The organism is Citrobacter sp. Cf072, assembly GCF_030334485.1.
GTDB classification, from domain to species: Bacteria; Pseudomonadota; Gammaproteobacteria; order Enterobacterales; family Enterobacteriaceae; genus Citrobacter; species Citrobacter freundii.
In genome coordinates this window covers 140,960-154,539 of sequence record NZ_JAOWDX010000043.1, presented here as the reverse complement: position 1 = coordinate 154,539, position 13,580 = coordinate 140,960, and the positions used below count along the sequence as shown (strand labels likewise).

Genomic DNA, 13,580 nt, shown 5'->3' with positions numbered 1-13,580 from the left:
GTGGGGTAACTCAGATTGATGTCGGTTGACTGAAAAGCGGGGCAAGGCCTTGCGGATACTGGAATTCAGGCACAAAAAAAGACGTCCGTTGACGTCTATTGATGTTCCGATGGTGCCGAAGGCCGGACTCGAACCGGCACGTATTTCTACGGTTGATTTTGAATCAACTGCGTCTACCGATTTCGCCACTCCGGCACGGAAGGGATGCGGAAAACGTTGTGGATTATACCTGTCGTGCGCCACCATGCAAGCGCCAGCGTGTGTCTGGCTCGCTAAGTGTTGAAAATTTCAGCATTACCTTTCTTACCTGTAACCATCATCACAGTTTGCCCTCTTCTTAACCCCCCCTTCTGCGAAGCGTCCCGTTTCCCCATGCTCTACACTTCCAGTTCAACACCACACTGAGGGAAACACGATGTCGATGATAAAAAGCTACGCCGCAAAAGAAGCAGGCAGCGAACTCGAACTCTATGAATATGATGCGGGAGAGCTCAAGCCGGAAGATGTCGAAGTCCATGTCGATTACTGCGGTATCTGCCATTCCGATTTGTCGATGATCGACAACGAATGGGGGTTCTCTCAGTATCCGCTGGTTGCCGGGCATGAGGTGATTGGTCGTGTGGCAGCGCTCGGCAGCGCGGCGCAGGATAAAGGCCTGAAAGTCGGCCAGCGCGTCGGCGTTGGCTGGACGGCGCGCAGTTGCGGGCACTGCGATGCCTGTATCAGCGGTAATCAGATCAACTGCCTGGAAGGTTCCGTTCCCACTATTCTCAATCGCGGCGGCTTTGCCGAGAAGCTACGGGCCGACTGGCAGTGGGTGATCCCGCTACCGGAGAGCATCGATCTGGCGGCGGCTGGTCCCTTGCTGTGCGGCGGCATTACGGTGTTCAAACCGCTGCTGATGCACCATATCACCGCCACCAGCCGCGTCGGGGTGATCGGCATCGGTGGCCTGGGACATATCGCCATTAAGCTGTTACACGCGATGGGCTGCGAAGTGACCGCATTCAGTTCCAATCCGGCGAAAGAGCAGGAAGTGCTGGCGATGGGGGCGGATAAAGTGGTCAACAACCGCGATCCGGATGCGCTAAAAGCGCTGGCGGGCCAGTTCGATCTCATCATTAACACGGTTAACGTCGATCTCGACTGGCAGCCCTATTTTGAAGCGCTGGCCTACGGCGGTAACTTCCATACCGTCGGTGCAGTGCTGAAGCCGCTGCCGGTTCCGGCGTTTACCTTAATTGCCGGGGATCGCAGCATCTCCGGTTCGGCGACCGGGACGCCATTCGAGCTGCGCAAGCTGATGAAGTTTGCCGGGCGCAGCAAGGTGTCGCCTACCACCGAGCTGTACCCGATGTCGCAAATTAACGAAGCAATCCAGCACGTGCGTGACGGCAAGGCCCGCTACCGCGTGGTGCTGAAAGCCGACTTCTGATCGTCTTTGTCGGGAGGCGTAAGCTTCCCGGCTATTCTCCCCGCTATTCCAGGCAGGTAAAATTCTCCTCACAATCTCCGCAATTTAGCGGTGAAGAGTGCGTCACGGTTGCCTATACTCCAGGCAGGATAAATGGAGGAAATCTCAATGAGCGCACCCCTGCTAATTGCCCGCACGCCGGACACCGAACTGTTTTTACTACCAGGCATGGCCAACCGTCACGGGCTGATTACCGGCGCCACCGGGACTGGTAAAACCGTCACACTACAAAAGCTGGCCGAGTCGTTGTCCGAGATTGGCGTACCGGTATTTATGGCCGATGTGAAAGGTGATTTAACCGGCGTGGCCGAGGAAGGACAAGCCTCTGAAAAGCTGCTCGCTCGCCTGAAAAACATCGGCATTACCGACTGGCAACCGCATGGTAATCCGGTCACGGTGTGGGATATCTTCGGCGAAAAGGGTCACCCGGTGCGAGCCACGGTATCTGACCTCGGGCCGCTGCTGCTGGCTCGTCTGTTGAATCTCAACGACGTTCAGTCCGGCGTGCTGGATATTATCTTCCGCATTGCCGATGACCAGGGCCTGCTGCTGCTCGATTTCAAAGACCTGCGGGCCATAACTCAGTACATCGGCGATAACGCTAAATCCTTCCAGAATCAGTACGGCAATATCAGCAGCGCTTCGGTCGGGGCTATCCAGCGCGGACTGCTGTCGCTGGAGCAGCAGGGAGCGGCACACTTCTTTGGCGAACCGATGCTGGACATCAAAGACTGGATGCGTACCGACGCCAGCGGCAAAGGGATGATTAATATCCTCAGCGCCGAGAAGCTCTACCAGATGCCCAAACTGTACGCCGCCAGCCTGCTGTGGATGCTCTCTGAACTGTACGAACAGTTGCCGGAAGCGGGCGATCTGGAGAAACCAAAACTGGTGTTCTTCTTTGATGAAGCGCATCTGCTGTTCAACGATGCTCCGCAGGTGCTGCTGGATAAAATCGAACAGGTGATCCGTCTGATCCGCTCGAAAGGGGTCGGCGTGTGGTTCGTCTCGCAAAACCCGTCGGATATTCCGGACAACGTGCTTGGTCAGTTGGGGAACCGCGTGCAGCACGCCTTGCGCGCGTTCACGCCGAAAGATCAGAAAGCGGTGAAAACCGCGGCACAAACCATGCGCGCCAACCCGGCATTTGATACCGAAAAAGCCATTCAGGAGCTGGGAACCGGCGAGGCGCTGGTGTCGTTTCTGGACGCCAAAGGCAGCCCGTCGGTGGTTGAACGGGCGATGGTGATTGCGCCGTGCTCACGGATGGGACCGGTGACGGACGACGAGCGCAACGGGCTGATTAATCACTCTTCGCTGTACGGCAAATATGAAGAAGATATCGACCGAGAGTCCGCCTATGAACGTTTACAGCAAGGCGTGCAGGCCAGTACCGAGCAGCAAAATACGCCTCCCGCAAACGGTAAAGCGGTCGAGGTGGACGGCGGTATTCTCGGTGGATTGAAGGATATTTTATTTGGCAGCACAGGGCCGCGCGGCGGCAAGCGCGATGGCGTGGTACAGAGCGTGGCGAAAAGCGCGGCGCGACAGGTCACTAATCAGATAATCCGCGGCATGTTGGGGAGTTTGATGGGCGGGAGAAAACGCTAGCCCGTATTACGTTGCCGGATGGCGGCTTAACGCCTTATCCGGCCTACGGGTCCGGAGTAGGCCTGAAAAGCGCAACGCCATCAGGCCTACGATTACTGTGATTACGATTTACGCAGCATCAGCCACAGGCTTATCAGGAAGAAGCTGGCGCTTGGCAGCAGCGCACCGATAATCGGCGGAATGCCGTACACCAGCGTCAGCGGGCCAAAGATTTGGTCCAGCACATAGAACACAAAACCGAAGCTAATCCCCGTCACCACACGCACACCCATCGGGACGCTACGCAGCGGACCAAAGATAAACGACAACGCCATCAGCATCATGACCGCCACTGATAGCGGCTGGAAGACTTTGCTCCACATATTGAGCTGGTAGCGTCCGGCATCCTGGCCGCTCGACTTCAGGTACTTCACGTAGTTATGCAGACCGCTAATCGACAGCGCGTCAGGATCCAACGCCACGACGCCGAGCTTGTCGGGCGTCAGGTTGGTTTTCCAGGTGCCGCTCACCGTTTGCGAGCCGGTGATTTGTTTCGGATCGGTCAGGTTGGATTCATCCACCTGCGACAAACGCCAGACCTTCTGCTCCGGGTCAAACGTCGCGCTCGCAGCATAGCGTACAGACTGCAGACGGCGCTTGTCGTTAAACGAGTAGATGCTAATCCCGCCCAACTCGGCCTCGCCTTTCACCCGCTCGATGTAGACAAAGCTGTCACCGTCTTTCGCCCACAAACCCTGCTGGGTAGAGAGCAGCGAGCCGCCGTACATCTGCTGCGCACGGTAGTTACGCGCCATCTGTTCACCCTGCGGTGCGACCCATTCGCCAATGGCCATCGTCAGCAGCACCAGCGGAATCGCGGTTTTCATCACCGATAACGCCACCTGCATACGGGTAAAGCCAGAAGCCTGCATCACCACCAGTTCACTGCGCTGGGCCAGCATGCCCAGCCCCAGCAATGCCCCCAGCAGCGCCGCCATCGGGAAGAAGATCTGGATATCTTTCGGCGCACTGAGCAGGGTATACAGCCCGGCGCCCATCGCATCGTAGCTCCCCTGCCCGGCTTTTTTCAGCTGGTCAACGAACTTGATGATCCCGGAGAGCGACACCAGCATGAACAGCGTCATCATGATGGTGGTGAAAATGGTTTTACCGATATAGCGGTCAAGTACACCAAAAGGCTGCATTATACCGCTCCTTTACGCATAAAACGGGCACGCAAGCGGCGCATCGGCACCGTATCCCAGAGGTTAAGCACAATCGCCAGCGCCAGATAAGCCAGGTTAACCACCCACATCCAGAACACCGGATCCAGCTTACCTTTGCCACCGTTCGACTTCAGCGATGTCTGAACCAGGAAGAACAGCAAATAGAGCAGCATTGCTGGCAGCATCGACAGCACGCGACCCTGACGCGGGTTTACCACGCTCAGCGGTACAACCATCAGCGCCATCATAAATACGGTGAATACTAACGTGATACGCCAGGTCAGCTCCGCGCGGGCGCGATCGGTGTCGGTCGCCAGCAGCGTACGCATGGTCATCTGTTCGGTATCGTTTGGATCCAGCGCCACGGCCTGATGGCCGATAATCGCCTGATAATCCTGGAAGTCGGTAATGCGGAAATCGCGCAGCAGCGCGGTACCTTCAAAGCGCGTCCCCTGGTTTAGCGTCACAACCTGAGAGCCATCGCGCAATTGGGTAAGATGTCCGGAATCGGCTACGACGACCGAAGGACGAGCGTTGCCTTTCGGGCGGATTTGCGCGAGAAACACGTCTTTGAAGTTGCTGCCGTCAACGCTTTCGATAAACAGCACCGAACTGCCGTTGGTCGCCTGCTGGAATTGCCCCTGAGCAAGCGCCGCCATACCGGGGTTCGCTTTCGCCTCTGCCAGGACTTCGTCCTGATGTCTGGAGGACCACGGTCCGGCCCACATCACGTTGACCGCCGCAATAATACTGGTAAACAACGCCAGCACCATCGCCGCTTTAACAAGCACAGCCTTGCTCAGCCCACAGGCATGCATGACCGTAATTTCACTTTCGGTATACAGTTTGCCCAGCGTCATCAGCAGCCCGAGGAACAGGCTTAAGGGCAAGATAAGTTGCGCCATTTCTGGCACGCCCAGCCCCAGCAGCGAGAGCACCAGATTTGCCGGGATATCACCGTCAACAGCCGCACCAAGGATCCTGACCAACTTTTGACAAAAGAAGATCAAAAGCAGGATGAATAGGATCGCAAGTTGGCTTTTGAGCGTTTCCCGAACCAGATATCTTATGATTATCACTTTAAATACGCCCGTAAAAACCCGTCTTTTGCCGGAATTTAGCTTGTTTCATGGCTTAAACGTCATTTATTCTCTTGAGTCGTCGAAATCGTCGCTAAGATCATTATACTCAACGGATCCACCTCTCAGAAATTGTTCTGACGTGCCAATGCCGTAATAACGTTAAGATTAACACGAAGTCACCGCAACAGCGGGTATGAGTTACGAAAGCTTGCAATTCTATCCGTAGCCACCGCCGTTGTCTTTAAGATTCAGGAGCGTAGTGCATGGAGTTCAGTGTAAAAAGCGGTAGCCCGGAGAAACAGCGGAGTGCGTGCATCGTCGTGGGTGTCTTTGAACCACGCCGCCTCTCTCCGATTGCAGAGCAGCTCGACAAGATCAGCGACGGGTACATCAGCGCACTGCTGCGTCGTGGCGAACTGGAAGGCAAACCGGGTCAAACCCTGTTGCTGCACCATGTTCCTAACGTTCTGTCTGAGCGAATTCTCCTTATTGGTTGTGGCAAAGAGCGCGAACTTGATGAGCGCCAGTACAAGCAGGTCATTCAGAAAACCATCAATACGCTGAATGATACTGGCTCAATGGAAGCCGTCTGCTTTCTGACTGAGCTGCACGTCAAAGGGCGCAATAACTACTGGAAAGTGCGCCAGGCCGTTGAGACGGCACAGGAAACGCTGTACAGCTTTGACCAGTTGAAGACCAACAAAAGCGAGCCGCGTCGCCCGCTGCGTAAAATGGTCTTCAACGTGCCGACCCGCCGCGAGCTGACCAGCGGTGAGCGTGCGATCCAACACGGTCTGGCAATCGCCGCTGGCATTAAAGCGGCGAAAGATCTCGGCAACATGCCGCCGAACATCTGTAACGCAGCTTATCTGGCCTCTCAGGCGCGTCAGCTGGCAGACAGCTACAGCAAAAATGTTGTGACCCGCGTGATCGGCGAGCAGCAGATGAAAGAGCTGGGTATGCACTCTTATCTCGCCGTCGGTCACGGTTCGCAGAACGAGTCGCTGATGTCAGTCATCGAGTACAAAGGCAATCCGTCCGAAGACGCGCGTCCGATTGTGCTGGTCGGTAAAGGGTTAACCTTCGACTCCGGCGGTATCTCCATCAAACCTGCCGAAGGCATGGATGAGATGAAGTACGACATGTGCGGCGCAGCAGCAGTATACGGCGTAATGCGCATGGTGGCCGAGCTTCAACTGCCCATCAACGTCGTCGGCGTACTGGCGGGCTGCGAAAATATGCCGGGTGGCCGCGCGTATCGCCCAGGCGACGTGCTGACCACCATGTCTGGTCAGACCGTTGAAGTGCTCAATACCGACGCCGAAGGCCGTCTGGTGCTGTGCGACGTGTTAACCTACGTCGAGCGTTTTGAGCCGGAGGCGGTGATTGACGTTGCGACCCTGACCGGCGCGTGCGTGATTGCGCTGGGCCATCACATCACCGGCCTGATGTCGAACCACAACCCGCTGGCGCATGAGCTGATCGGTGCGTCCGAGCAGGCTGGCGACCGCGCGTGGCGTTTGCCGCTGGGTGATGAATACCAGGAGCAGTTAGAGTCTAACTTTGCGGATATGGCGAACATCGGCGGACGTCCTGGCGGCGCCATTACCGCGGGCTGCTTCCTGTCACGCTTTACCCGTAAGTACAACTGGGCGCACCTGGATATCGCCGGTACCGCATGGCGTTCCGGGAAAGCCAAAGGCGCAACCGGTCGTCCGGTCGCGTTACTGTCGCAGTTCCTGCTCAATCGCGCGGGTTTTAACGGCGAAGAGTAAGTTTAAGATTGCCCCGTAGGCCGGATAAGCGCAGTGCCATCCGGCAAAACGCCTGATGGCGGCGCTAATACGCCTTATCAGGCCTACGGTGTGCATCATGGCAACGCATTTAAATCCACCACAAGAAGCCCCATATATGAAGAATGCGACGTTCTATCTTCTGGACAACGACACACAACAAGATGGTTTAAGCGCCGTCGAGCAACTGGTGTGTGAAATTGCCGCAGAACGTTGGCGGGCTGGCAAGCGCGTGCTTATCGCCTGTGAAAACGAAAAGCAGGCTCTTCGACTGGATGAAGCCCTGTGGGCAAGACCGGCAGAAAGCTTTGTTCCGCATAATCTGGCGGGCGAAGGCCCCAGAGGCGGCGCGCCGGTAGAGATTGCCTGGCCGGAGAAACGCAATAGCAGCCCGCGCGACCTGCTCATCAGTTTGCGCGTTGGCTTTGCAGATTTTGCCACCGCTTTCACAGAAGTGATAGACTTCGTTCCTTACGAAGATTCTTTGAAACAATCGGCACGCGATCGCTACAAAGCTTACCGCGTGGCTGGTTTTAACCTGAATACGGCAACCTGGAAATAATGGAAAAGACATACAACCCACAAGATATCGAACAGCCGCTTTACGAGCACTGGGAAAAGCAGGGCTATTTCAAACCTAACGGCGATGAAAGCAAAGAGTCCTTCTGCATCATGATCCCGCCGCCGAACGTCACCGGCAGTTTGCATATGGGTCATGCTTTCCAGCAAACCATCATGGATACCATGATTCGCTACCAGCGCATGCAGGGTAAAAACACCCTGTGGCAGGCTGGTACCGACCACGCGGGTATCGCTACCCAGATGGTGGTTGAGCGTAAGATTGCCGCTGAAGAAGGTAAAACCCGTCATGACTACGGTCGCGAAGCGTTTATCGATAAAATTTGGCAGTGGAAAGCGGAATCCGGCGGCACCATTACCCGCCAGATGCGCCGTCTCGGCAACTCCGTTGACTGGGAGCGCGAGCGTTTCACTATGGACGAAGGTCTTTCCAATGCCGTGAAAGAAGTCTTTGTTCGCCTGTACAAAGAAGACCTGATTTACCGTGGCAAGCGCCTGGTAAACTGGGACCCGAAACTGCGCACCGCTATTTCTGACCTGGAAGTGGAAAACCGCGAGTCTAAAGGCTCCATGTGGCATATCCGCTATCCGCTGGCCGACGGCGCGAAAACCGCAGACGGTAAAGATTACCTGGTCGTGGCGACCACCCGTCCGGAAACCATTCTGGGCGACACCGGCGTGGCCGTGAATCCGGAAGATCCGCGCTATAAAGATCTGATCGGCAAATTCGTTATTCTGCCGCTGGTTGACCGCCGTATTCCGATCGTCGGTGATGAACACGCCGATATGGAAAAAGGTACCGGCTGCGTGAAGATCACCCCGGCACACGACTTTAACGACTACGAAGTCGGGAAACGTCACGGCCTGCCGATGATCAACATTCTGACCTTTGACGGTGACATCCGTGAAACCGCGGAAGTGTACGACACCAAAGGTGAAGAGTCCGACGTTTACTCCAACGCAATCCCGGCTGAGTTCCAGAAGCTGGAACGCTTTGCCGCGCGTAAAGCGATCGTCGCTGCCATTGATGCGATGGGCCTGCTGGAAGAGATCAAACCTCACGATCTGACCGTTCCTTACGGCGACCGTGGCGGCGTGGTTATCGAACCGATGCTGACCGACCAGTGGTACGTCCGTGCCGACGTGCTGGCAAAACCGGCGGTTGAAGCGGTTGAAAACGGCGACATTCAGTTCGTACCGAAGCAGTACGAAAACATGTACTTCTCCTGGATGCGCGATATTCAGGACTGGTGTATTTCCCGTCAGCTGTGGTGGGGTCACCGCATCCCGGCATGGTATGACAACGACGGCAACGTATATGTTGGCCGTACCGAAGACGAAGTGCGTCAGGAAAACAACCTCGGCGCCGACGTTGCGCTGCGTCAGGACGAAGACGTTCTCGACACCTGGTTCTCCTCCGCGCTGTGGACCTTCTCTACGCTCGGCTGGCCGGAAAACACCGACGCGCTGCGTCAGTTCCACCCAACCAGCGTGATGGTCTCCGGCTTCGACATTATCTTCTTCTGGATTGCCCGCATGATCATGATGACCATGCACTTCATCAAAGATGAAAACGGCAAGCCGCAGGTTCCGTTCCATACCGTCTACATGACCGGTCTGATCCGTGACGACGAAGGCCAGAAGATGTCCAAATCCAAGGGCAACGTTATCGACCCGCTGGATATGGTCGACGGTATCTCACTGCCGGAGCTGCTGGAGAAACGCACCGGCAACATGATGCAGCCGCAGTTGGCTGAGAAGATTGCCAAACGTACCGAGAAGCAGTTCCCGAACGGTATTGAGCCGCACGGCACCGACGCCCTGCGCTTTACCCTGGCGGCGCTGGCTTCGACCGGCCGCGATATCAACTGGGACATGAAGCGTCTGGAAGGTTACCGTAACTTCTGTAACAAGCTGTGGAACGCCAGCCGCTTCGTGCTGATGAACACTGAAGGAAATGATTGCGGCTTTAACGGCGGCGAAATGACCCTGTCTCTGGCAGACCGCTGGATCCTCGCTGAATTCAACCAGACCATCAAAGCGTACCGCGAAGCGCTGGATAACTTCCGCTTCGATATCGCCGCGGGCATCCTGTACGAGTTCACCTGGAACCAGTTCTGCGACTGGTATCTGGAGCTGACCAAGCCGGTAATGACCGGAGGAACTGATGCTGAACTGCGCGGTACCCGCAATACGCTGGTGACCGTGCTGGAAGGTCTGCTGCGCCTGGCGCATCCGATCATCCCGTTCATCACCGAGACCATCTGGCAGCGCGTGAAAGTGATTTGTGGCAACACCGCAGATACCATCATGCTGCAGCCGTTCCCGGAATATAACGCGGCTCAGGTAGATGAAGCGGCGCTGGCCGATACCGAATGGCTGAAGCAGGCGATCGTTGCCGTACGTAATATTCGCGCGGAAATGAACATTGCCCCGGGCAAACCGCTGGAGCTGCTGCTGCGTGGTTGCAGCGCGGATGCGATGCGTCGTGTCAACGACAACAAGAGCTTCCTGCTGAACCTGGCGCGTCTGGAAAGCATCACTGTGCTGCCAGCCGATGACAAAGGTCCGGTTTCCGTAACCAAAATCATCGACGGCGCCGAGCTGCTGATCCCGATGGCTGGCCTCATCAACAAAGAAGATGAGCTGGCGCGTCTGGCGAAAGAAGTGGCGAAAATCGAAGGTGAGATTGCCCGTATCGAAGGCAAACTGTCCAACGAAGGTTTCGTTGCCCGCGCCCCTGAAGCGGTCATCGCCAAAGAGCGTGAGAAGCTGGACGGTTACGCAGAAGCCAAAGCGAAGCTGATTGAACAGCAGGCGGTCATCGCCGCGCTGTAATCATCGTGCCTGTACGTTTGCCGGATGGCGCTTGCGCTTATCCGGCCTACGGGCACCGTCAACGTAGGTCGGATAAGCGTAGCGCATCCGACGCCGCAGACAATAAAAGCCTCTGACGCATATGCTCAGAGGCTTTTTATTGAATTATCCTCGCTTGCGCTTCCCCTCACCGCAGTGGTATTAACTGCATATGTCTCACTTTTATGTCATGAGTTCGCTATGAGTGCCATTACCTCCGTCGCGGCAACGCTGCGCCGAATTTCTGCCGATGATAACGCCGCAATTGCCCGCGTTATCCGCCAGGTTTCCGCCGAATACGGCCTGACCGCCGATAAAGGCTACACCGTTGCCGACCCTAATCTGGACGAATTGTTCCAGGTTTACAGCCAGCCGGGCGCGGCCTACTGGGTGGTTGAGCAAAACGGTGAAGTCGTGGGCGGCGGCGGTGTTGCACCGTTAGGATGTAGTGAACCAGACATTTGCGAGCTGCAAAAGATGTACTTCCTGTCGAGCGCGCGCGGTCAGGGGCTGGCGAAAAAACTGGCGCTGATGGCGCTTGAACATGCCCGTGAGCAAGGTTTTAAGCAGTGCTATCTTGAGACCACGGCTTTTCTGACTGAGGCAATTCGCCTGTATGAGCATTTAGGCTTTGAGCATATCAGCGAAGCGCTGGGCTGTACCGGGCACGTAGATTGTGAAGTGCGAATGTTAAAGCCCCTCTGACCTTACGCCGAGAGGCTTTAACCGCGTTACTGCATCTCGGCTGAGAGCATCAGTCGAATAACGCCAGCCGCGCGAGCGGTTGGCAGCTTCAGCACCTGTGACCATAAATCTTGCACCATTTCACAGGCGACTTTCTCTTTGCCCACGCCTTTACTCGGATCGGCCATGATTTGGATATCCGGTCCAAAGCGTTGTACCAGCCCCGGACTGATGGATTGCAGATCCTGAAGCGCCAACTGTTTTTCTTCCGCCGTAACCGTATGTTTGTTCGGGCCATAGGCCGCGTGCATCATACTCATGTCGCTGGCCATACGACGGTTCATGAGCTCGCGCGGAATAATACGCACCGGGTTAATCCCGCCTTTCACTGCCGGGAACAAAAAGCGAAAACATTCGTCATTGCCCACTTTTGCCACCGCGGCAATCTGCTCGAGATTAATCTTCATATACTCGATCACGTTGGCATCAGGCGCCTGCTGCAAACGCGCCATCTGTACCTGTAGGATCTGCGGCTGAATAGCGTCGATAATCTGTTGCTCGCTTTTCCCCGCCTCTTTCAGCTGCGTTGCCTGGGTGAGGATGTTCTGCCACAGCGCTGGCTCCTGCTCCTTAAGCACCTGATAAACGGGCATGGACAGCATCGCGTTTTCAAATTTCTGCGCATCCGTCAGACCATAATCCGGGCTTTCGCGTGGGATCAGGTAGTGCACATCAAACAGATTCCACGCGATAATCGCCACCACAAAGACCACCGCGCCGGAGACCTTGCCCAGCCAGCCTTTTTTGCGAAACATGCCGACGACGATAGCAATCACCGCCCCGATATAACCTGCCAACAAAACGTGTGCCCAGTTCATTAACCATCCTTATGTCAAATCGTCTCTGTTACAGGGATATATTTCCCCTTCGATGTTTTGATTATTACGGCAGCAGCGAGCTATTTCCAGCCACCAGATTTTGCTAACAGAAACAGGAAGGATTAAACCGCGCGGCGATGGGCACGCGCGTCAAAGAAAGGAACTAAGCTGGCACACCGCTGTGAAAGCGGAATTCATCGTCAGGAGAGGTGATCAACGCGGCTTCTACTTCGCCAAAAAACTGCACCCGGCTACTGATATCATCGGTTGAAACCTGCTGCGCCAGCGCCAGGTAATCCTGATAGTGCCGCGCCTCGGATCGCAGCAGCGACAGATAAAACGCCTGCAAATCGTCATCCAGATACGGTGCGAGCGCGGCGAACCGTTCACAGGAACGCGCCTCAATGTAAGCCCCGCAAATCAGTTTATCGATTAACGTCAGCGGCTCGTGGGTGCGTACCTCTTTGAGCATGCCTTTGGCGTAACGGCTGGCGGTAATCTTAATATAGGGAATGTTGCGACTCATCATCGCCTCACGCACCTGCCAGAAATGATGCAGTTCTTCTTTGATCAGCAAAACCATGCTGTCGATAAGCTTGCGTCCCCACGGGTCGTCGGTTTGCGGCATCACGCTTTTGCTTATCTGTTTATTCAGCGCGATAAAATCCGGCTCATCCCCTTCTCTGAAAGCAAACGCTTCATAGGGTTTCAGCCAGTCCAGCAGCGCCTGAGATCCCTGTTTATCTGCGACATACTTACGCACCAGCAGCATCGCCGTTTGCGCCGCTTTCAGCTCACAGACGAGGTGGTCGGTCAATAACAGAGGCAGATTAGCCGGGTCTCGCGCTTTATCAAGCCAGGCCTGGGGCGTTTTACAGTGCAGGAAATTGTGAATCGGGGAGAGTATTTGCAGATAATCCATACATTGTCCTTGGCCTGCGGCAGCCTGGGCTACCGCAGGTCAGTAGATGACTTAGTGACGCACGCCGTCATCATCTTCGTCGACGAGATCTTCATCGTCGCCGTCTTCACCTTCTTCGCCGTTCGGGTCTTCAAAATAGGTGCCCCAACCGTCGTATTCCACATCATATTTTTCAGCCAGGTTCATCAGTTGCTCAACCTGAGCATCGATCAACTCCGCATTCAGTGCACATTCGCTCAAAATGTCACAGCAAATAACCGTGTCGCCTTCTTCCACTTCCAGCTCTTCCGGCTCGGTCACTTCATAACCCAGCTTGAAGGCTTCTACTGCCGCTTTTTCCAGGGTTTCGAAGTCATCCGCGGAAAGGTGATGCTCAATGGTGTACAGCGCGTCTGGATCGCTGCCATCTTCGAGTAACTCTTCAATAATCAAGCGCGTTTCTTCACGCTGTTCTTCCAGTAGTTCCGGGTTTGCCATGGCTCGTTCCTCATAATGT

General features: G+C 55.6%; 12 protein-coding genes and 1 tRNA gene. 6 read left to right on the top strand and 7 right to left on the bottom strand.

All coding sequences use genetic code 11. From position 1 onward, the window contains the following. Positions 1–110 precede the first annotated feature (110 nt). Positions 111–195, bottom strand: a tRNA-Leu gene (locus OGX66_RS08770). A 220-nt stretch (positions 196–415) separates the two neighbouring features. On the opposite strand from OGX66_RS08770, the gene ahr reads away from it, so the two are divergent. Together ahr and OGX66_RS08760 are read left to right on the top strand one after the other, a co-directional pair. After that, complete coding sequence (gene ahr / locus OGX66_RS08765; protein ID WP_286511385.1) at positions 416–1,435, top strand: NADPH-dependent aldehyde reductase Ahr; 1,020 nt, start codon at positions 416–418, stop codon at positions 1,433–1,435. A gap of 147 nt (positions 1,436–1,582) precedes the next feature. Further along, a complete protein-coding gene (locus OGX66_RS08760; RefSeq protein WP_003025876.1) occupies positions 1,583–3,085 on the top strand; it encodes a helicase HerA-like C-terminal domain-containing protein in 1,503 nt (500 codons plus the stop codon). A 101-nt stretch (positions 3,086–3,186) separates the two neighbouring features. Here OGX66_RS08760 and lptG read toward each other — a convergent pair whose 3' ends face one another. The 3 genes from lptG to OGX66_RS08745 all read right to left on the bottom strand — a co-directional run bounded on the left by lptG (position 3,187) and on the right by OGX66_RS08745 (position 5,482). Then, positions 3,187–4,269, bottom strand: coding sequence for an LPS export ABC transporter permease LptG (lptG, locus tag OGX66_RS08755; RefSeq protein WP_003025875.1), 1,083 nt, complete (start codon positions 4,267–4,269; stop codon positions 3,187–3,189). Continuing rightward, on the bottom strand, positions 4,269–5,369 hold the full coding sequence (gene lptF / locus OGX66_RS08750; RefSeq protein ID WP_003839630.1) for an LPS export ABC transporter permease LptF: 1,101 nt from the start codon (positions 5,367–5,369) through the stop codon (positions 4,269–4,271). Before lptF ends, lptG begins: the two co-directional genes overlap by 1 nt. A gap of 62 nt (positions 5,370–5,431) precedes the next feature. Beyond that, on the bottom strand, positions 5,432–5,482 hold the full coding sequence (locus OGX66_RS08745; RefSeq protein WP_212723231.1) for a hypothetical protein: 51 nt from the start codon (positions 5,480–5,482) through the stop codon (positions 5,432–5,434). Positions 5,483–5,635: 153 nt separating this feature from the next. Between OGX66_RS08745 and pepA the strand changes: the two genes are divergently transcribed. The 4 genes from pepA (at position 5,636) to OGX66_RS08725 (ending at position 11,305) form a co-directional block, all read left to right on the top strand. Continuing rightward, positions 5,636–7,147: a leucyl aminopeptidase gene (pepA, locus tag OGX66_RS08740; protein ID WP_003025870.1), complete on the top strand. Its 1,512-nt coding sequence runs from the start codon at positions 5,636–5,638 to the stop codon at positions 7,145–7,147. Between the two features lie 136 nt (positions 7,148–7,283). Continuing rightward, positions 7,284–7,727 carry a DNA polymerase III subunit chi gene (holC, locus tag OGX66_RS08735; RefSeq protein ID WP_003025862.1) on the top strand — a complete coding sequence of 148 codons (444 nt, stop codon included), beginning with the start codon at positions 7,284–7,286 and terminating at the stop codon, positions 7,725–7,727. After that, the gene (locus OGX66_RS08730; protein WP_048219831.1) at positions 7,727–10,582 is read left to right on the top strand and encodes a valine--tRNA ligase; all 2,856 of its coding nucleotides are present in this window, start codon (positions 7,727–7,729) and stop codon (positions 10,580–10,582) included. Before holC ends, OGX66_RS08730 begins: the two co-directional genes overlap by 1 nt. Positions 10,583–10,801: 219 nt before the next feature. Continuing rightward, positions 10,802–11,305 (top strand): GNAT family N-acetyltransferase, encoded by a 504-nt coding sequence (locus tag OGX66_RS08725; protein WP_088902783.1) that lies wholly within the window; start codon positions 10,802–10,804, stop codon positions 11,303–11,305. Positions 11,306–11,331: 26 nt separating this feature from the next. On the opposite strand, the gene OGX66_RS08720 is transcribed toward OGX66_RS08725, so the two are convergent. The 3 genes from OGX66_RS08720 to rraB all read right to left on the bottom strand — a co-directional run bounded on the left by OGX66_RS08720 (position 11,332) and on the right by rraB (position 13,561). After that, positions 11,332–12,162 (bottom strand): hypothetical protein, encoded by an 831-nt coding sequence (locus OGX66_RS08720; RefSeq protein ID WP_003839625.1) that lies wholly within the window; start codon positions 12,160–12,162, stop codon positions 11,332–11,334. A gap of 163 nt (positions 12,163–12,325) precedes the next feature. After that, positions 12,326–13,084 (bottom strand): tRNA isopentenyl-2-thiomethyl-A-37 hydroxylase MiaE, encoded by a 759-nt coding sequence (miaE, locus tag OGX66_RS08715; protein ID WP_003839623.1) that lies wholly within the window; start codon positions 13,082–13,084, stop codon positions 12,326–12,328. Between the two features lie 51 nt (positions 13,085–13,135). Further along, complete coding sequence (gene rraB, locus OGX66_RS08710; RefSeq protein WP_003025845.1) at positions 13,136–13,561, bottom strand: ribonuclease E inhibitor RraB; 426 nt, start codon at positions 13,559–13,561, stop codon at positions 13,136–13,138. Between the last annotated feature and the right edge of the window lie 19 nt (positions 13,562–13,580).

Excerpts from the sequence above, each read along its gene's own strand:
- OGX66_RS08730 (WP_048219831.1), top strand. The coding sequence starts at position 7,727 with ATGGAAAAGACATACAACCCACAAGATATCGAACAGCCGCTTTACGAG.
- rraB (WP_003025845.1), bottom strand. The coding sequence starts at position 13,561 with ATGGCAAACCCGGAACTACTGGAAGAACAGCGTGAAGAAACGCGCTTG.
- OGX66_RS08725 (WP_088902783.1), top strand. The coding sequence starts at position 10,802 with ATGAGTGCCATTACCTCCGTCGCGGCAACGCTGCGCCGAATTTCTGCC.
- OGX66_RS08720 (WP_003839625.1), bottom strand. The coding sequence starts at position 12,162 with ATGAACTGGGCACACGTTTTGTTGGCAGGTTATATCGGGGCGGTGATT.
- pepA (WP_003025870.1), top strand. The coding sequence starts at position 5,636 with ATGGAGTTCAGTGTAAAAAGCGGTAGCCCGGAGAAACAGCGGAGTGCG.
- OGX66_RS08760 (WP_003025876.1), top strand. The coding sequence starts at position 1,583 with ATGAGCGCACCCCTGCTAATTGCCCGCACGCCGGACACCGAACTGTTT.
- lptG (WP_003025875.1), bottom strand. The coding sequence starts at position 4,269 with ATGCAGCCTTTTGGTGTACTTGACCGCTATATCGGTAAAACCATTTTC.
- holC (WP_003025862.1), top strand. The coding sequence starts at position 7,284 with ATGAAGAATGCGACGTTCTATCTTCTGGACAACGACACACAACAAGAT.
- ahr (WP_286511385.1), top strand. The coding sequence starts at position 416 with ATGTCGATGATAAAAAGCTACGCCGCAAAAGAAGCAGGCAGCGAACTC.
- miaE (WP_003839623.1), bottom strand. The coding sequence starts at position 13,084 with ATGGATTATCTGCAAATACTCTCCCCGATTCACAATTTCCTGCACTGT.